We start from the raw sequence: 17,566 nt of genomic DNA, 5'->3' as shown, positions 1-17,566 counted from the left end.
CGGAGTTACGCTCGTCACCCGATCGAGCGGATCCGTCCACCGGTCGGGAGGCGGGTCGCAGCGGCCTCACCTGCACAGACGCGCATCGGTGCAGGTCATGACGCGGTTCGCCGATCCCACCCTCTCGGACGGGTCGGGCTCCGCGCCGGCTCCCCGGTGACGCGGCGGTTGCCCGCCCCGCGACAATGGAGTCGTGACCTCCTCCGGCCGCAACACCTTCGCCTCCGCCGCCCTCCTCGCGCGGGCGCGGCAGGTGACCCCGGGTGGGGTGAACTCGCCGGTGCGGGCCTTCAACGCGGTCGGCGGCACGCCCCGCTTCATCACCTCCGCCGAGGGCGCCTGGCTCACCGACGCCGACGGCCACGACTACGTCGACCTCATCTGCTCCTGGGGGCCGATGCTGCTGGGCCACGCCCACCCCGAGGTCGAGGCGGCCGTGCTCGACGCGGTGCGCCGCGGCTCGTCGTACGGCGCACCCACCGTCCCCGAGGTCGAGCTCGCCGAGGCGGTGGTCGAGCGCACCAGCGTCGACGCCGTGCGCTTCGTGTCCTCGGGCACCGAGGCGACGATGTCGGCGATCCGGCTCGCGCGCGGCTTCACCGGCCGCGACGTGGTGGTGAAGTTCGCCGGGTGCTACCACGGCCACGTCGACTCGCTGCTGGCCTCGGCCGGGTCGGGGCTCGCCACGTTCGCGGTCCCCGGCACGCCCGGGGTGCCCGCGAGCTCCACCGAGCTGACGCTGGTGCTGCCCTACAACGACCGCGCTGCCGTCGAGGCCGTCTTCGCCGAGCACGGCGACCGCATCGCCTGCCTGGTCACCGAGGCCGCGGCCGGCAACATGGGCGTCGTCCCGCCCGAGCCCGGCTTCAACGCCTTCCTCGCCGAGACCTGCCGCGCCCACGGCGCGCTCTTCGTCAGCGACGAGGTGATGACCGGCTTCCGGGCGAGCCGACAGGGCTACTGGGGGCTCGACGGCGCCGTCGAGGGCTGGCGCCCCGACCTCACCACCTTCGGCAAGGTGATGGGCGGCGGCTTCCCCGCGGCGGCGTTCGGTGGCCGCGCCGACGTCATGGCGCACCTCGCGCCCGAGGGCCCCGTCTACCAGGCCGGGACGCTGTCGGGGAACCCCGTCGCGACCACGGCCGGCCTCACCACGCTGCGCCTGGCCACCCCGGACGTCTACGACCGCATCGGCGCGACCGCCGAGGTGCTGAAGGCAGCGGCGTCGCAGGCGCTGACCGCCGCCGGCGTGCCGCACACGGTGCAGTCGGCCGGCACGATGTTCTCCGTCTTCTTCACCGAGGGCCCGGTGCGCGACTTCGCCGCGGCCTCCGCGCAGGACCTCGGCGCCTACGCCGCCTTCTTCCACGCCATGCTCGACGCGGGCGTCTACCTCCCGCCCTCGGCGTACGAGGCGTGGTTCCTCTCCGACGCCCACGACGAGCGCGCCGTGCAGACCGTGCTCGACGCCCTCCCCGGTGCAGCCCGCGCCGCCGCCCGCGCCGCCGACGGCGGCACGACCGAGGAGACCGCCTGATGGCTGTCCAGACGACCGTCCACCTGCTGCGCCACGGCGAGGTGCACAACCCCACCGGCGTGCTCTACGGCCGGATGCCCGGCTTCGTGCTCTCCGACCTGGGCCGCCGCATGGCCCAGCGGGTCGCCGACACCATCGGCGACCGCGACATCACCCACGTGCGGATCTCACCGCTCGACCGCACCCGCGAGACCGCCCAGCCGCTGCTCGACGCGCGCGGCCTGGAGCCGGTCGTCGACGAGCGAGTGGTCGAGTCGTGGAGCAAGTTCGAGGGCGAGCACTTCGGCGCCGGTCGCAACGCGCTCAAGCACCCCGCCAACTGGCGCCACCTGTGGAACCCCTTCCGGCCGTCGTGGGGCGAGCCCTACGCCGAGATCGCCGCGCGCATGGTCGCCGCGGTCGCCGACGCCCGCGACGCCGCCCGGGGCCACGAGGCGGTCGTCGTCTCCCACCAGCTGCCGATCTGGACGACCCGCCTGCACGTCGAGCGCCGGCGCTTCCTCCACGACCCGCGGCAGCGGCAGTGCACCCTGTGCTCCCTGACCTCGCTGCACTACGAGGACGACCGCCTCGTGCGGCTGACCTACTCCGAGCCCGCCGGCGACCTGATCCCGGTCGGTGACCGCTCCGCCCCGTTCTCGGCCGGCGGCGCCCCCGAGGAGGAGCGACCCTGACGTGAGACGTGCCCTGTCCGCGCCGGCCACAGCACCGGCCTCAGCCCGCCTCCGACGCACCGCCGCAGCCCTGCTCGCGGCGACCGCGCTGACCCTCACCGGCTGCACCTCCGTGGAGGGCAGCGGTGAGAAGGGCTACGTCAGCGCCGACGGGCAGGTCGTCGAGATCGCGCCGGCGGACCGCGGTGCCCCCGTCGAGCTGGCGGGCGACACGGTCAGCGGCGGGCCGGCCTCCCTCGAGGACCTGCGCGGGCGACCGGCCGTCGTGCCGCTGTGGGGCTTCTGGTGCGGCCCCTGCCACGCCGAGGCGCCGATCCTGGCCGACGTCGCCCGCGAGTACGCCGACCGCGTCGGCTTCCTCGGCCTGGCGCTGCGCAACGAGAGCCGCCTCGTCGACGCCCAGCGCTTCGAGGAGCAGTACGACCTGCCCTACGAGTCGGTCTTCTCCGAGGAGGGCAGCGAGCTGCTCGCCTTCGACCCGCCGCCGCGGGCGATGCCGAGCATCGTCGTCCTCGACGGCGAGGGCCGGGTCGCGTCGGTGATCCTCGGCGAGCTGCCGAGCGAGGGCACGCTCACCGCGGTCGTCGACAAGGTGCTCGAGGACGAGGCGGGCTCCGGGGGGTCCGGGCCGACCGACGGCGAGGGCGGGTCGGCGTGATCGACGCCTTCCGCGAGGTCACGGCCTCCGGCTCGCTGGCGCTGGCCCTGCCGGTCGCGCTGCTCGCCGGGCTGGTGTCCTTCTTCTCCCCGTGCGTCATCCCGCTGCTGCCGGGCTACCTCTCCTACGCCACCGGGCTGTCGGGTGCCGACCTCGCCTCCGGTGAGGCGGCGCGCCACCGCGGCCGCATGGCGCTGGGGTCGGTGCTCTTCGTGCTCGGCTTCGCGGTCCCCTTCGTGCTGCTCGGCTCGCTCTTCGGCACCGCCGGTCTGCTGCTGCGGGAGTGGACCGACCAGATCAACTTCGTGCTGGGCTTCTTCGTCATCGCCCTCGGCCTGGCCTTCGCGGGGTTCCTGCCCTTCGCCCAGCGCACCGTCAAGATCGCCGCCGTGCCGAAGGTCGGCCTGGGTGCGGCCCCCGTGCTCGGCTTCGTCTTCGGCGTCGGCTGGAGCCCGTGCGTCGGCCCCACGCTCGGCGTGATCTTCGCGCTGTCCTACGGCGAGGCCACCGCCGGTCGCGGGGCGCTGCTCTCGGCCGTCTACGCCCTCGGGCTCGGCCTGCCGTTCATCGCCGCGGGCCTGGCCTACCGCCGCGCGCTCGGCGCCTTCGGCTGGGTGCGACGCCACCAGCGCGCGGTCATGCGCGCGGGCGGGCTGATGCTCGTGGTCGTCGGCCTGCTGCTGGTCACGGGCTGGTGGGGCTGGGCCGTGACCTGGGTCCAGGGCAACCTGGTCGGCGGCTTCGAGGTGGCGGTGTGACCACCACCGGACCCGCCGGCCCGCAGGGCCGCGTGGACGAGTACGCCGCCGCGTCGCCGCACGAGGCGACCGAGGGGCCCGGCTCGGGACGCGGCGACGACCGCCGGCCCGGCGACCTCGGCGCCCGCGAGCTGCTGCGCTGGGTCTGGCGCCAGCTGACCTCGATGCGCACCGCGCTGGTGCTGCTGCTCCTGCTGGCGCTGGCCGCCGTGCCCGGCTCGGTGGTGCCCCAGGAGGACGTCGACGCCACCGCGGTCAGCCAGTGGCGTGCCGACCACCCCGACCTGGCGCCGGTCTACGACCGGCTCGGGCTGTTCTCGGTCTACGACTCGCCGTGGTTCGCCGCGATTTACCTGCTGCTGATGGTCTCGCTGGTCGGCTGCATTCTGCCGCGCACCCGGGTCTACTGGCGCGGCCTGCGCGCTGCCCCGCCCCGCGCCCCGCAGCACCTGACCCGGCTGCCGGACCACACGACGTACACCACGCAGGAGGACCCCGAGGTCGTCCTGCAGCGGGCGCGCGAGGTCCTGCGGCGCCGCCGCTTCCGGCTGCGGCCCGGCGACGGGGAGGGGGACGGTGACGGGGACGCGGTGTCGGCGGAGCGCGGCTACCTGCGTGAGGCCGGCAACCTGCTCTTCCACGTCTCCGTGCTGGTCGTGCTGGTGGGCTTCGCCGTGGGCAGCCTCTTCGGCTACAAGGGCGGCGCGATCGTGCTCGTGGGCGGCGGGTTCACCAACAACCCCGTCTTCTACGACGACTTCGTGCCGGGCAGCCTCTTCGACCCCGACGTGATGGAGCCGTTCACGTTCACCGTCGACGACTTCGACGTGACCTGGCTCGAGGAGGGCCCGCAGGCCGGCACCGCCCGCGACTTCGTCTCCCACCTGACCTACCAGGTCGCGGGCGGGGAGGAGCGGGAGTACGACCTGCAGGTCAACCAGCCGCTCGGCATCGGCGGCACCGAGGTGTTCCTCATCGGCCACGGCTACGCCCCCGACCTCACGGTGCGCGACGGGCGGGGCGAGGTGGTCTACGACGGGCCGACCATCTTCTTGCCCGAGGACCTGTCCTTCCGCTCCTTCGGCGTGGTCAAGGCGCCGTCGGCACAGCCGCAGCAGATCGGGCTCGAGGGCTTGTTCTTCCCGACCTACGTGCAGGTCGACGGTGACCCGGTCAACGTCTTCGGCGACGCCCGCAACCCGACGATCTCGATGCTGGCCTACGTCGGCGACCTCGGGCTCGGCGAGGGCGGCGGGCAGTCGGTCTACTCGCTGCAGAAGGACGACCTCACCCGCCTCGACGCCCCCGACGGGTCGATGTTCCGCGTCGACCTGCAGGTCGGGCAGACCATCGAGCTGCCCCAGGGCGCGGGGTCGGTGACCTTCAACGGCGTCGAGCGCTGGAACCGCGTGCAGATCAGCCGCTCGCCCGGCAAGTTCGTCGCCCTCGCCGGCGTGGTGCTGGCGCTGGTCGGCCTGCTCGGCTCGCTCTTCGTGCGGCCGCGGCGGGTCTGGGTCCGGGCCCGTCGGGGTGCGGACGGCACACTGGTGGAGGTGGCCGGTCTCGACCGGTCGGGCGGTGGCGAGGTGGCCACCGAGCTCGACGAGGTCGCGGCCGCGCTGCGCGGAGAGCGTGCCGACGGCGCGCGAGGTGAGGAGAAGGCGTGACCAACCTGCAGTGGGAGCAGCTGAGCGACGCGGCGATCGCCGCCGCCGGCGGCGTCTACTTCCTGGCGCTGCTGGCGCACCTGGTCGAGTGGGCGTCGCTGCGCTCGGTGCCCGTGGCGGCCGCCGAGCGGCGTACGACGTCGGGGGCGCTCGCCGGGTCGGCCGGCGGCGTGGCGACGCTCGAGGGCCCGTCGGGCGGGTCGGCCGGGTCCGACGGGTCCCTCGAGAGGGCGGGTGCCGCCGACGTCGAGGAGCGGTCGCACCGCGGCGCGCTCGCCGGGCGCATCGGCGTGGCGCTGACGATCCTGGCGGCCGCGGTCCACTTCGTGTCCCTGCTGGGCCGCGGCCTCGGCGCCGACCCGCGGCGCGTGCCGTGGGGCAACATGTACGAGTTCACGATCTCGGGCACCTTCGTCGTCACGCTGATCTACCTGCTCGCCTACCGCCGCTACTCCCTGCGCTGGATGGCGCCGCTCGTGGTCGGCTTCGTCCTCACGACCCTGATGGTCGGCGTGATCTGGCTGTGGGAGCCCGTCGCCCCGCTGTCGGAGGCCCTCGACTCGCCGTGGTTGGTCATCCACGTGGTCTCGGCGATCATCGCGACCGGCGCCTTCACCATCGGCGGCATCTGCTCGCTGCTCTACCTCGTCAAGGAGCGCAACCCGGGCACCACCACGGGCTACCTCGCCCGCGTGCCTTCGCCGGCGGTGCTCGACCGCGTCGGCTACCGCATGCACGCTTTCGGCTTCCCGGTGTGGACCTTCGCCGTGCTCATCACCGGGCCGATCTGGGCCCACCAGGCCTGGGCGTCCTACTGGAACTGGGACCCCAAGGAGGTGTGGGCGTTCATCACGTGGGTGATCTACGCCGGCTACCTCCACGCTCGCGCCACCGCCGGCTGGAAGGGCCGTAACGCCGCCTACCTCGCGCTGCTGGGCCTCGCGACGTTGTGGTTCAACTTCATCGGCATCAACTTCTTCTCCTCCACCAGCCAGCACTCCTACGCCGCGCCTGCACAGGTGCAGGTCGTCGAGGTCGCCGCCGCGCCCGCCGGGGCGTAGCCGACCCCCGCACCCGGGCGCCCACGGTGCTCGGGCAGCACGACGAGCCCGTCACCCCGGAGATGGGGTGCGGGCTGTCGTCGAGTGGAGGTGGACGGGGGCGTACGAGGCGAATGAGGGATGCCGGGAGCGCGCCTCGTCCGTTGGTCGAGCAGGGCCGCCAAGGCCCGTGTCGAGACCAGGGCGACGTGCGCGCTGTGGTCAGTCCGCGGGTGCGGGCGGCCCGGCGTCGTCGTGGTGCGGCTGGTCGTCGCGCGGCGGCCCGGTGTCGCACTCCCGCGCCGGGCCGGAGCCGGGCGGTGAACCGGTGTCGGGTGGTCCGGTGTCGGGTGGTCCGGTGTCGTGGGCGAGGGGTCCGTCGAGTGGTCGGGTGCCGGTGTGGTCGCGCAGGTAGTGCGCCCCGTGCGGTGACTTCCAGAGCCAGGCGCCGGTGCCTGCGGGTGTGAGGGTCCACCTGGTGGCGGCGTGTCCGTGGGTCTTCAACCGGTGGTGCGGCCGGCACAGCGGCGCGATGTTGCAGGAACAGGTCGGCCCACCCGCATCCGGGACGGCAGGGTCATAGGGGACGGCGTGGTCGTGGTCGCACCTGCGGGCGGCGCGGCCGCACCACGGGAACACGCACGTCAGGTGGGTCAGAGCCGTCTGGTGGGCCAGGCGGCGTGGCACCTCGTAGGCCTCGGTGTGCACGGCCTCGTTCAGGTCGATCACGGGCAGCACGGTGACGTGGGGTGCGACGCCGTCGATGCCGGCGGTGGTGAGCCAGTCGCGGATCGCGGCCGCCGACACCGGTGCTCGGGTCTCCTCCACCCGTCCCACCGCCCCGTCACCGGCACCTTGGCGGCCGGGGAACATCGAGGTGCGCAGGACGGCGTCGGAGAGGTGGAGGTGCAGCAGATACCTCCGTCGCTGCCGCGGCGACGACTGACCCGCAGGAGTCTCGGGGGTCTCGACCCGCTCGCCAGGGCTCGCTGCTCGACCCCCGTCCACGGTCACCAGGTCGAGGGTGGCTTGCGCCGACGCGCCGTCGGAACCCCGCACGACGAGGTTCAGCAGGGCTTGCGCCGACAACGGCCCCGGCTCGGCGGTGGCGCCGAGGGCACGCAGCCGCTGCTTCTCCTCCGTGACGGCGTCGTGGATGGTGATGCCGTCGGGCAGGTCGAAACACCCGCTCGCGTCCACCGTCCCGGTCATGTCATCGCCGGGGCGGCCGTCGAGGTGGATCTCGAACCGGCGTTGCTCGCGGGCTTCGGCCTGGGCGAGCTCGGCCTCGTCCGGCATGAACCGCGCGAGCGCTTCGGCGACGAGGCGCTCCAGCGCGGTGACACCGATCGACTGCGCCACCGGCGCCACGTGCCGGTCCACCCAGGCTGCGGCCTCAGGGGTGAGGTCTCTGCCGAGCACCATGCGGGCGACGAGGCGGGCACGCCACCCGTCCACCCGATGCGCCTGCACCGCGTCCCACAGCCGGGGCAGGAGGTGACGACACACGAGGGCTTGGCCGAGGTAGGCGGCACCCGAGGTGGTGGACCGCCCGAGCCGGGTGGCGAACTCCGCCACCGCGAACTCCGTCACCCCCGGCGCATACGGTCCGGCGATCTTGAGTGCGGTGTCGCCGTAGGTGCCGGCCACCGTCGCCGCGTCCAGGGCGTCGGCGGGGTGCAGGTCCGCCCAGACACACGCGGCGTACATCAGCCGGGCGTCCGCGGTGCGCTGGTCCATGACCGCACCGACGGCGGCGTCGAGCACCGCGATCGCGGTGTCGAGCTCGGGTGCCGGGCTGGTCGTCATGAGAGAAGTCAAACAGCCACCACCGACACTCACCGGCGGCTCGGATCCGGCTGTGGACGACGGATCCTGGCCGTCGGCCTGTGCACGAGCAGTGGCCCGCAGCCGGCCTGGACTCCGGTCTCGCGACGGCCCCCGGCGGGGCCTCCTCGACCACCTCGTTGCCCCAGCGCGTGACCTCTCGGCGAGAGCGCAGTGCGCGACCCCTCGGCGGATGAGCAGCGCGCGACCCCTCGGCGGATGAGCAGCGCGCGACCCCTCGGCGGGAGTGCAGCGCGCGACCCCTCGGGCTCAGGTCGGCGGGCGGGCCCTTCGCCGGGTCTCGACACGCTCGCTGGCGCTCGCTGCTCGACCAGCGCGGGTGACACGGTCTCGAGACGGCCCTGGCGGGCCTCCTCGACCGCCCGGTGCGGGGTTCGCTGCTCGAGCGGCGAGGCGGTGAGCCCTCAGCTGGCAGGCGCGGGACCGGGGCCGGCGCCGGGGCCGGCGTCGGGGTCCTCGGGGCGGCGCTTGGGGTGCCGCTTGCGCTTGTCGAGGTTCCAGAGGAACTCGGGGTCGTCGTCGGGCCCGAGCGGGCGGCGGGGGGCCGGGCGCCCGCCGGCGCCACCGTCACCACGGCGGCGCACGCCGCGCCGCTCGATCACGCGGACCAGGAGGTAGATCGCCACCCCGACCACTGCGACGACCAGCAGGAACTTCAGCACCCCTCCAGGGTATGCCGCGCACCCCAGCCGCGACCCCAGCTGCGACCCCAGCTGCGACCCCTGCTGCGACCCCGGCCGGGCAGCCCAGGCCCGGCGGGCCACGGACTACGCTGGCGGGCGTGAAGGAGTTCGCCGTCTACACCGGGATGCGCCTCGGCCTGCTCGTGGCGTCGTTCGCGCTCGTCTTCGGGCTCTGGGACCTTCTGAACGGCGACGACCCGGTGCCGCTGCTCCCCACCCTGCTGCTGGCCTTCCTGATCTCGGGCGTGGCGTCGTACTTCCTGCTGAACCATCAGCGCGAGGCCTTCGCCCGCCGGGTGCAGGAGCGGGCCGAGCGCGCCAGCGCCGCCCTCGAGGAGCGCAGGGCGCGCGAGGACCGCGAGCAGTGAGGTGAGCGGCGCCGAGCCCGGCCCCTGCCACGTCGGCGACCGCACCGACCACGCCGCGCGGGCGTGGGTGCACGAGGCCGTCCGGCGCGTCGAGGCCGACGCCAACCGCTCGGCCGACACCCACCTGCACGTCTTCCCGCTGCCGACGGCGTGGAGCGGGGCCGGCCTCGACCTCTACCTCAAGGACGAGTCCGTCCACCCCACCGGCAGCCTCAAGCACCGGCTCGCGCGCTCCCTCTTCCTCTACGGCCTGTGCAACGGCTGGATCCGCGAGGGCACCACCCTCGTCGAGGCCTCCTCGGGCTCGACCGCGGTCTCCGAGGCGTTCTTCGCCCGGCTGCTCGGGCTGCCCTTCGTGGCGGTGGTCCCGCGCAGCACCTCGCCGGAGAAGGTCGCGCTCATCGAGTGGCACGGCGGTCGCTGCCAGGTGGTCGACGACCCCGCGCAGATGGACGCCGAGGCCCGGCGCCTCGCCGCCGAGACCGGCGGGCACTACCTCGACCAGTTCACCTACGCCGAGCGCGCCACCGACTGGCGCGGCAACAACAACATCGCCGAGTCCGTCTTCGAGCAGCTGGCCGCCGAGCGCCACCCCGTCCCGACGTGGGTCGTGGTCGGCGCCGGCACCGGCGGCACCTCGGCGACGGTCGGGCGCTACGTGCGCTACCGCCGACTCGACACCCGCGTCTGCGTCGTCGACCCCGAGGGGTCGGCCTTCTACGACGGCTGGGCGCGCCGCGACCCCGACGTCACCGCGCCCGGCTCGCGCATCGAGGGCATCGGCCGCCCCCGCGTCGAGGCCTCCTTCCAGCCCGACGTCGTCGACTGCATGGTGCAGGTGCCCGACGCCGCCTCGGTCGCGGCGGCCCGCTGGTGCTCGCGACTGACCGGCCGGGTGGTCGGCGGCTCGACCGGCACCTCGCTCTGGGGCGCGCTGCGACTCCTGGCCGGCATGCACGCCCGCGGCGAGCAGGGCTCGGTCGTGACGCTGCTGTGCGACGGCGGCGAGCGCTACGCCCACACCTACTACGACGACGACTGGCTGGCCGCCCAGGGCCTCGACCTGACGGCGTACGACGCCACGCTGCGCCGCCTCGAGACCACCGGCGAGTGGCGCGAGCCGGGCTCAGGCTGAGGCGACGAGCAACCCGACGAACGCTCCGGCGCCGAGCAGCAGCTCGGCCGCCCCCGTCGCGGCCAGCACCGGCACGAGCGCCGGACCCGCCGCCCCGCCGAGCACCACCCGCGTCGCCCGCGCCGCCGGCACCAGGAAGACGAGGGCGACCAGCGCGAGCCACGACGTCGTCGCGGCCAGCCCCACGAGCGCGACCAGCGCGGCGACCACGAGACCGGCGAAGAGCCGGCGGGTGCCCGCGTCGCCGAGCCGCACCGCCAGTGTGCGCTTGCCGGCCACGCGGTCGGTCGGGACGTCGCGCAGGTTGTTGGCGACGAGGATCGCGCAGGCCAGCACCCCGACCGCCGTCGAGGCGAGCAGGGCCGGAGCCAGGACGTCGGCGCCGGTCCGCTCCACCTGCACGTAGGTCGTGCCCGTGACCGCGACGAGGCCGAAGAAGACGAAGACGACGACCTCGCCGAGCCCGGCGTAGCCGTAGGGGCGCGAGCCGCCGGTGTAGTACCACGCGGCGACGATGCAGACCGCCCCCAGCAGCACGAGCCACCACGCCGTGGTCGCGGCGAGCACGAGGCCGGCCACCGCCGCCACGCCGAACGCCGTGAAGGCCGCCCGCTTGACCGCGGCCGGTGCCGCGCGTCCCGACCCGACGAGCCGGAGCGGACCGACCCGGTCGGCGTCGGTGCCGCGCACCCCGTCGGAGTAGTCGTTGGCGTAGTTCACGCCCACCTGCAGGGCCAGGGCGACCACGAGCGCCAGCGCCGCCTTCCACCACACGGCGTCGTCGAGGTGCGCCGCGACCCCGGTGCCGGCGAGCACGGGGGCCACGGCGGCGGGCAGCGTGCGCGGCCGGGCGCCGGCGAGCCAGTCGCCGGCGGTGGGGTGCGGGTCGGTCACGCCCGTGATCCAAGCACGGGGGCGGCCGCTACCGTGCAGCAGGTGAGCAGCCTGCGACCGGTCCGCGGCGACGCCGCAGCGGTCGGCGCCGCGCTCGACGACTGGCTGGCCGCCCCGGCCGAGCCCGAGCCGCTCGTCGTCGAGACGTCGGGGTCGACGGGTCGCCCGAAGCGGGTCGTGCTGACGCGGTCGGCGGTGCTGGCCTCGGCCCGGGCCACCGCGCGCCGCCTCGACGTCGAGGGCCGGTGGCTGCTCGCGCTCCCGCCGGCCTACGTCGCCGGGCTGCAGGTCTGCGTGCGCTCCCTGCTCGCGGGCGCCCCGGCGGTCGACCTCGCCGACCACCCGTCCCTCGCCGCCGCCGCGGCCGCGCTGGGCGACGGGCCGCGGCTGACCTCCCTCGTGCCCACGCAGCTGCACCGACTGCTCGACGACCCCGCCTCTGCCGAGGCGCTCGCGACCTTCCACACCGTGCTGCTCGGCGGTGGTCCGGTCGACCGCGCCCTGCGCGAGCGGGCGGCCGCGGTCGGGGTGCGCACGGTGGCGACCTACGGCGCCTCCGAGACGGCCGGCGGCTGCGTCTACGACGGGGTGCCGCTCGACGGCGTCGCCCTCGCGGTCGGCGAGGGCGGTCGACTGCGCATCGGCGGTCCCACGCTCTTCTCCTGCTACGACGGCGACCCCGCCCTCACCGCGGAGGTGCTCGTCGACGGCTGGTTCCTGACCTCCGACGCGGGTCGGCTCGACGACGACGGCCGGCTGCAGGTGCTCGGCCGCCTCGACGACGTCGTCGTCTCCGGCGGCGTCAACGTGCCCGGCCCCGCGGTCGCCGCCCGGCTGCGCGAGCACCCCGCGGTGGCGGCCGCGGAGGTCGTCGGCGTGCCCGACGACGAGTGGGGGCAGCAGGTCGCCGCGGTCGTCGTCGGCCGGCTGTCCCTGGCCGAGGCGCGCGACTGGGTCGCCGAGGTCCACCCGCGCTCGTGGGCGCCCCGCGAGGTCCGGGTGGTCGACGCGCTGCCGCTGCTCGCCCACGGCAAGGTCGACCGGCTCGCGCTGCGTCGCCTGGTCCGCGCTCCCGGCGCTCCCGGCGACCACGCGGCCGGGACCGGCGAGGCCGGCCCCTCGTGACGGCGTACGACGTGCACGCCTGGTCGGTGCCGATGCGGGTGCGCTTCCGCGGGATCACCGTGCGCGAAGGCGTGCTGCTGCACGACCCGGCGACCGGAGGGTGGGGCGAGTGGAGCCCCTTCCTCGACTACGACGCCCGCGTCGCGGAGCCGTGGCTGCGCTGCGCGGAGGAGGCCGCGGCCGGCGACTGGCCCGCGCCGCTGCGCGACCGGGTGCCGGTCAACGTCACGGTGCCCGCGGTCGGCCCCGAGCGGGCCGCCGAGGTCGTCGCCGCCGGCGGCTGCGGCACCGCCAAGGTCAAGGTCGCCGAGCCCGGGCAGACGCTCGCCGACGACGAGGCGCGGCTCGAGGCGGTGCGCGACGCCCTGGGTCCCGACGGGCTCGTGCGTGTCGACGCCAACGGCGCGTGGGACGTCGACACCGCCGTGCGCGCCCTGCGCCTGCTCGACCGCGCCGCCGGCGGCCTGGAGTACGCCGAGCAGCCCTGCGCTTCGGTCGAGGAGCTCGCCGAGCTCCGGCGCCGGGTCGACGTGCCGGTCGCGGCCGACGAGTCCATCCGCCGCGCCGAGGACCCCTACCGCGTGCGCGACCTCGAGGCCGCCGACGTCGCCGTGCTCAAGGTGCAGCCGCTCGGGGGCGTGCGCGCCTGCGTGCGCATCGCCGAGGACATCGGCCTGCCCGTCGTCGTGTCGTCGGCGCTCGAGACCTCCGTCGGGATCGCCGCCGGGGTCGCGCTGGCCGCCGCGCTGCCGGAGCTGCCCCACGCCTGCGGGCTCGCGACCGTCCAGCTGCTCGCCGACGACGTCGCTGCCACCCCGCTGCTGCCGCGCGACGGGGCCCTCGCCGTCCCCGCTGGCGGCGGGCCGCAGGTCGACCAGGACGCCCTCGCCCGGGTCGCGGCCGACCCGGCCCGCGCCGCGCACTGGGCCGCCCGGCTCGCCGAGGTGCGGGCGCTGCGGCAGGATCGCGGCTCGTGACCACCACCCCTACCGGCCACCCCGGCGGTGCGCCCGACGCGACCGGCCTGGCGCGGGCGGTCGTGCAGGCGCTCCTCGACGCCGGCGTGCGCGAGCTCGTGCTCTCGCCCGGCTCGCGCAACGCGCCGCTGTCCTTCGCGGCGTGGGCGGCCGACCGCGCCGGTGCGCTGCGGCTGCACACGCGCGTCGACGAGCGCACGGCGGCGTTCCTCGCGCTCGGGCTGACGCGCGGCGGCTCGCGCGCGGCCGTGGTGTGCACCTCCGGCACGGCGGTGGCCAACCTGCACCCGGCGGTGCTCGAGGCCGCCCACAGCGGCGTGCCGCTGGTCGTCGTCTCGGCCGACCGGCCGGCGCGGCTGAGCGGCACCGGCGCCAACCAGACGACCGAGCAGGTCGGGCTCTTCGGCCCGCTCGTGGCCACGACCGACCTCGCCGACCCGGCCGGGGTGGCAGCGGCCGAGCCCGGCCTCGCGACGGCGCACGCCCCGGTGCACTGGAACGTCCGCCTCGACGAGCCGCTCGTCCCCAACCTCCCGTCGGACAGCGAGGCCGGCCTGCTGTCCTGGGAGCCGCGACCCGCGCCCGACGCCCCCCGGATGGCCTGGGCCGGCGGGCAGGACGACGAGGGTGCCGTCGCCGTGGTGCCGGCGGGGCCGCGCACGGTGGTGGTGGCCGGCGACGACGCCGGCCCGCCCGCGCGGCAGCTGGCCGAGCGCGCCGGCTGGCCGCTGCTGGCCGAGCCCAGCTCGGGCGCGCGCACCGGCGACAACGCGGTGCGCACCTACCGCCTGCTGCTCGGCACCGCCCTCGGCGGCGCCGTCGAGCGGGTCGTGGTGCTCGGGCACCCCACGCTGTCGCGTCCCGTCGCCCGGCTGCTGGCCCGCGACGACGTCGAGGTGTGGTCGGTGCCGGCGGTCGGGGTGTGGGCGCGCCGCCCCTTCCCCGTCGAACACCACCTCACCACCGCGCGCGTCACCTGCGCCGAGGAGCCGGGGTCGGCGCCGGGCGCCTCGCCTTGGCTCGACGCCTGGCGAGCGGCCGACCGGGAGCTCGGCGCCCGGTTCGACCGGTTGCTGGCGCGCGAGCCCGGCCTCACGGCGTACGCCGTCGCGGCGGCCGTCGCCCGCGCCCTCCCGCCCGGAGGGCTGCTGGTCGTCGGTGCGTCGAACCCGGTGCGCGACCTCGACCTGGTCGTCCCGCGCTACGCGGTCGGCGACCGCCGCAAGGTGGTGGCCAACCGGGGGCTGGCCGGGATCGACGGCACGGTCTCGACCGCCGTGGGCGCCGCGCTGGGGCGGGCGCACGGGACCCGCAACCTCGCGCTGATGGGCGACGTCACCTTCCTGCACGACGCCGGCGGACTGGTGCTCGGGCCCGACGAGCCACGCCCCGACGTGACGCTCGTCGTCGTCAACGACGACGGCGGGTCGATCTTCCACACCCTCGAGCAGGGGGCGCCCGCGCACGCGGCGGCCTTCGAGCGGCTCTTCGCGACGCCGCACGGCGTGGACTTCGGGGCCCTGTGCGCCGCCACCCGCACCCCCCACCTGCGCGTCTCGAGCCTGCCCGAGCTCGAGCAGGCCCTCGCCTCGCCCAACGGCGGGGTCGAGGTCGTCGAGGCACGGGTCGGCCGCGTCGCACCCGCGACCGGGCCGGCCGGCAGCGGGGGAGCGGGCCGCCGCGACCTGGACGCGCGCATCCGGGCCCTGGTCGACGACCTGGGCCCGATCACCGTGCCCTGACCCGACCGGCCCGCCGCCCCACCGGTCCGCCGCCCCACCGGCCCGCCGGCGCCCCACGTGGTCGTCGGGGAGGACGGTCGGCGCGGTCGGGGAGGATGGGGGCGTGGAGATCGCCCTCGTCCTCGTCGCCCTGGCCACGGCCGTCCTGGCCGGGACCGCCGTGGCGGGCCGCCTCGGCGTGCCGGCCCCGCTGCTGCTCGTCGCGGCCGGCGTCGCGGGGTCGTTCGTGCCCGGCGTGCCGGAGGTCGTCCTCGAGCCGGAGGTCGTGCTGCTGGGGCTGCTGCCCCCGCTGCTCTACGCGGCGTCGCTGCAGACGTCGCTGGTCGACTTCGCCGCCAACCGGCGCCCGATCCTGCTGCTGTCGGTCGGGCTCGTGGTCTTCACCGCGGCGGGTGTCGCCCTGGTGGTGCACGCGCTGCTGCCCGGCGTGTCCTGGGCCGCGGCGTTCGCGATCGGGGCGGTCGTCGCACCTCCGGACGCGGTCGCCGCGACCGCCATCGGGCGCCGCATCGGGCTGCCGCGGCGCGTCGTGACGATCCTCGAGGGCGAGTCGCTCCTCAACGACGCGACCGCCCTCGTCGCCCTGCGCACGGCGATCGCTGCCGGTGCGGGCGCGACGGCCGTGCGCTGGGACGAGGTCGCCCTCGACTTCCTCGTCGCCGCCGGAGGCGGCGTGCTGGTCGGCCTCCTCACCTTCGTCGTGGTCGCCCGCGTGCGCCGCCGCCTGCGCGACCCGCTGCTCGACGGCGGGCTGTCGCTGCTCACCCCCTTCGCCGCCTTCGTGGCCGCCGAGGAGCTGCACGCCTCGGGCGTCCTCGCCGTCGTGGTGGCCGGGCTGCTGCTCGGCCACCAGGCGGCCGTCCTGCAGAGCGCGCAGTCGCGGATCGCCGACCGCACGACCTGGCGCACGGTGGCCTTCCTGCTGGAGAACGCCGTCTTCCTGCTCATCGGCCTGCAGTGCCGCTGGATCGTCGAGGACGTCGCGGCCAGCGAGCTGACGGGCGCGCGGGTGGCACTGGTCTGCGCCGCCGTCCTCGCCGCGGTCGTCGTGCTGCGGCTGGTGTGGGTCTTCCCGGCACGGTTCGCGCTCGTGCGAGGGGGCGGCGAGGGGCCCGCCGGGGCCTACCCCTGGACCTACACCTTCGTCATCGGCTGGGCCGGCATGCGCGGGGTCGTCACGCTCGCGGCCGCCTTCGTGGTGCCGGCGGACACCGAGCACCGCGAGGTGCTGCTGCTCGTGGCCTTCACGGTCGTGGCCGGCACGCTGTTCGCGCAGGGCCTGAGCCTGCCCTGGTTGGCGCGCCGGCTGGGGGTGCCCTCGCCCGACCCGCGCGAGGACGCGCTCGCCCGCGCCACCCTGCTGCAGCAGGCGTCGAAGGCCGGGCTCGAGGTGCTCGAGCGCGAGGTGCACGCCGACCCGCACGGCGTGCTCGACCTGATCCGCCAGCGCCTCGACCAGCGCAACTTCGCCGCGTGGGAGCGCCTGGGCACGGTGGCGGGGGAGGAGTCACCCAGCGACCTCTACACCCGGGTGCGGCTCGCGATGATCGCCGCGGAGCGGCAGCGCGTGCTCGAGATCCGCTCGTCTGGCCAGGTGGCCGCTGAGGTGGTGGAGGACGTGCTGGCGCTGCTCGACGTCGAGGAGTCGATGCTCGACAGCGCCTCGTCGGAGCGCGAGGAGCTGCGGCACGTCACCGCGCAGACCGCCCGCTCGGCCGAGGCCTGCGACGACCTGCTCGAGCACCCGTCGCCCGGCCACCTCGAGGCCACCGAGTGCGCCCGCTGCCTCGAGGACGGCACCCGGTGGGTCGCGCTGCGCCAGTGCCTGCGCTGCGGGCACGTCGGCTGCTGCGACTCCTCACCGGGTCAGCACGCCACCGAGCACTTCCACCGCACGGCCCACCCGGTCATGCAGTCGGCCGAGGCCGACGAGGACTGGCGCTGGTGCTTCGTGCACCACCTGACCGCCTGAGCCGCAGCTCCCACGCGCCGAGCGGCGGCCACACCTTGCGGGTGCCGTCGGCGACGAAGCCGTTGCGTGCGTAGAACGCCCGCGCCCGCGCGTTGTCCTCGAGCACCCACAGCGAGCAGGACGCGTCGGTGAGCACCCGCTCGAGCAGGGCCTGGCCGACGCCGCGCCCGTGCCACCGCGCGGCGACGTAGAGGCCCTGCAGCTCGGTCTCGGCGTCGCCCGGGGACCGCGAGGGCCCGTGCGCGGCGAAGCCCGCCAGCAACCCGTCGGGTGCGACGGCCAGCAGCCGCCGGGGGCCCGAGGCCACGCCCTCGCGCCAGCGCTCCTCGAAGACCTCGACCTCGGCGAGCCGGGCCGCGAGCAGGTCGGCGTCGACGATGGGGCCGTAGGCCTCCTGCCAGCAACGCCGGTGCAGCGCAGCGCCGGCCGGCACGTCGGCCTCCGTCGCCCAGCGGAAGGTCACCTCGTCCACAGCGCGGTCCACCCCG

16 protein-coding genes are annotated in these 17,566 nt (G+C 75.7%); 12 read left to right on the top strand and 4 right to left on the bottom strand.

The features are described from left to right. The first annotated feature begins 193 nt into the window (after window positions 1-193). The 6 genes from hemL to ccsB are packed head-to-tail and all read left to right on the top strand — an operon-like array spanning window position 194 to window position 6,355. Window positions 194-1,537, top strand: a complete 1,344-nt coding sequence (hemL, locus tag BJ989_RS00425; protein ID WP_179516544.1) for a glutamate-1-semialdehyde 2,1-aminomutase — start codon at window positions 194-196, stop codon at window positions 1,535-1,537. Next, on the top strand, window positions 1,537-2,211 hold the full coding sequence (locus tag BJ989_RS00420) for a histidine phosphatase family protein (protein ID WP_179516543.1): 675 nt from the start codon (window positions 1,537-1,539) through the stop codon (window positions 2,209-2,211). Before hemL ends, BJ989_RS00420 begins: the two co-directional genes overlap by 1 nt. A 1-nt stretch (window position 2,212) precedes the next feature. Continuing rightward, window positions 2,213-2,869: a redoxin family protein gene (locus BJ989_RS17270; protein ID WP_179516542.1), complete on the top strand. Its 657-nt coding sequence runs from the start codon at window positions 2,213-2,215 to the stop codon at window positions 2,867-2,869. Next, entirely contained in the window at window positions 2,866-3,627 is a 762-nt protein-coding gene (locus tag BJ989_RS00410) for a cytochrome c biogenesis protein CcdA (RefSeq protein WP_179516541.1), read from the top strand. Before BJ989_RS17270 ends, BJ989_RS00410 begins: the two co-directional genes overlap by 4 nt. Continuing rightward, on the top strand, window positions 3,624-5,294 hold the full coding sequence (resB, locus tag BJ989_RS00405) for a cytochrome c biogenesis protein ResB (RefSeq protein ID WP_343048949.1): 1,671 nt from the start codon (window positions 3,624-3,626) through the stop codon (window positions 5,292-5,294). The genes BJ989_RS00410 and resB overlap by 4 nt, the downstream gene beginning before the upstream one ends. Next, window positions 5,291-6,355, top strand: coding sequence for a c-type cytochrome biogenesis protein CcsB (gene ccsB, locus BJ989_RS00400; protein ID WP_179516540.1), 1,065 nt, complete (start codon window positions 5,291-5,293; stop codon window positions 6,353-6,355). The genes resB and ccsB overlap by 4 nt, the downstream gene beginning before the upstream one ends. A gap of 201 nt (window positions 6,356-6,556) precedes the next feature. Here ccsB and BJ989_RS00395 read toward each other — a convergent pair whose 3' ends face one another. Next, window positions 6,557-8,143: an HNH endonuclease signature motif containing protein gene (locus BJ989_RS00395; RefSeq protein WP_179516539.1), complete on the bottom strand. Its 1,587-nt coding sequence runs from the start codon at window positions 8,141-8,143 to the stop codon at window positions 6,557-6,559. A 443-nt stretch (window positions 8,144-8,586) separates the two neighbouring features. Further along, window positions 8,587-8,844, bottom strand: a complete 258-nt coding sequence (locus tag BJ989_RS00390; RefSeq protein WP_179516538.1) for a hypothetical protein — start codon at window positions 8,842-8,844, stop codon at window positions 8,587-8,589. 119 nt (window positions 8,845-8,963) lie between these two features. On the opposite strand from BJ989_RS00390, the gene BJ989_RS18030 reads away from it, so the two are divergent. Together BJ989_RS18030 and cds1 are read left to right on the top strand one after the other, a co-directional pair. Beyond that, window positions 8,964-9,233, top strand: coding sequence for a DUF4229 domain-containing protein (locus BJ989_RS18030; RefSeq protein ID WP_179516537.1), 270 nt, complete (start codon window positions 8,964-8,966; stop codon window positions 9,231-9,233). Window position 9,234: 1 nt separating this feature from the next. Further along, the gene (gene cds1, locus BJ989_RS00380) at window positions 9,235-10,368 is read left to right on the top strand and encodes an L-cysteine desulfhydrase Cds1 (RefSeq protein ID WP_343048948.1); all 1,134 of its coding nucleotides are present in this window, start codon (window positions 9,235-9,237) and stop codon (window positions 10,366-10,368) included. On the opposite strand, the gene BJ989_RS00375 is transcribed toward cds1, so the two are convergent. Further along, window positions 10,360-11,262: a 1,4-dihydroxy-2-naphthoate polyprenyltransferase gene (locus tag BJ989_RS00375; RefSeq protein WP_179516536.1), complete on the bottom strand. Its 903-nt coding sequence runs from the start codon at window positions 11,260-11,262 to the stop codon at window positions 10,360-10,362. The two genes, cds1 and BJ989_RS00375, sit on opposite strands and share 9 nt — an antisense overlap. Window positions 11,263-11,304: 42 nt before the next feature. On the opposite strand from BJ989_RS00375, the gene BJ989_RS00370 reads away from it, so the two are divergent. From BJ989_RS00370 to BJ989_RS00355, 4 genes are all read left to right on the top strand, one after another. Beyond that, window positions 11,305-12,387, top strand: coding sequence for an AMP-binding protein (locus BJ989_RS00370; protein WP_179516535.1), 1,083 nt, complete (start codon window positions 11,305-11,307; stop codon window positions 12,385-12,387). Then, window positions 12,384-13,364 carry an o-succinylbenzoate synthase gene (locus tag BJ989_RS00365; RefSeq protein ID WP_343048947.1) on the top strand — a complete coding sequence of 327 codons (981 nt, stop codon included), beginning with the start codon at window positions 12,384-12,386 and terminating at the stop codon, window positions 13,362-13,364. The genes BJ989_RS00370 and BJ989_RS00365 overlap by 4 nt, the downstream gene beginning before the upstream one ends. Beyond that, entirely contained in the window at window positions 13,361-15,106 is a 1,746-nt protein-coding gene (gene menD / locus BJ989_RS00360) for a 2-succinyl-5-enolpyruvyl-6-hydroxy-3-cyclohexene-1-carboxylic-acid synthase (protein ID WP_179516534.1), read from the top strand. The genes BJ989_RS00365 and menD overlap by 4 nt, the downstream gene beginning before the upstream one ends. Before the next feature lie 103 nt (window positions 15,107-15,209). After that, window positions 15,210-17,078 carry a Na+/H+ antiporter gene (locus tag BJ989_RS00355; RefSeq protein WP_179516533.1) on the top strand — a complete coding sequence of 623 codons (1,869 nt, stop codon included), beginning with the start codon at window positions 15,210-15,212 and terminating at the stop codon, window positions 17,076-17,078. Here the strand turns inward: BJ989_RS00355 and BJ989_RS00350 are convergent. Beyond that, complete coding sequence (locus tag BJ989_RS00350) at window positions 17,014-17,562, bottom strand: GNAT family N-acetyltransferase (protein WP_179516532.1); 549 nt, start codon at window positions 17,560-17,562, stop codon at window positions 17,014-17,016. The genes BJ989_RS00355 and BJ989_RS00350 overlap by 65 nt on opposite strands. Window positions 17,563-17,566 lie beyond the last annotated feature (4 nt).

It is taken from the genome of Nocardioides perillae (assembly GCF_013409425.1).
In the GTDB taxonomy this organism is placed as follows: domain Bacteria; phylum Actinomycetota; class Actinomycetes; order Propionibacteriales; family Nocardioidaceae; genus Nocardioides; species Nocardioides perillae.
This window is presented reverse-complemented; position numbering and strand designations above follow the sequence as displayed.

Coding starts and splice junctions, on each gene's coding strand:
- BJ989_RS00420 (WP_179516543.1), top strand. CDS start 1,537: ATGGCTGTCCAGACGACCGTCCACCTGCTGCGCCACGGCGAGGTGCAC.
- BJ989_RS00395 (WP_179516539.1), bottom strand. CDS start 8,143: ATGACGACCAGCCCGGCACCCGAGCTCGACACCGCGATCGCGGTGCTC.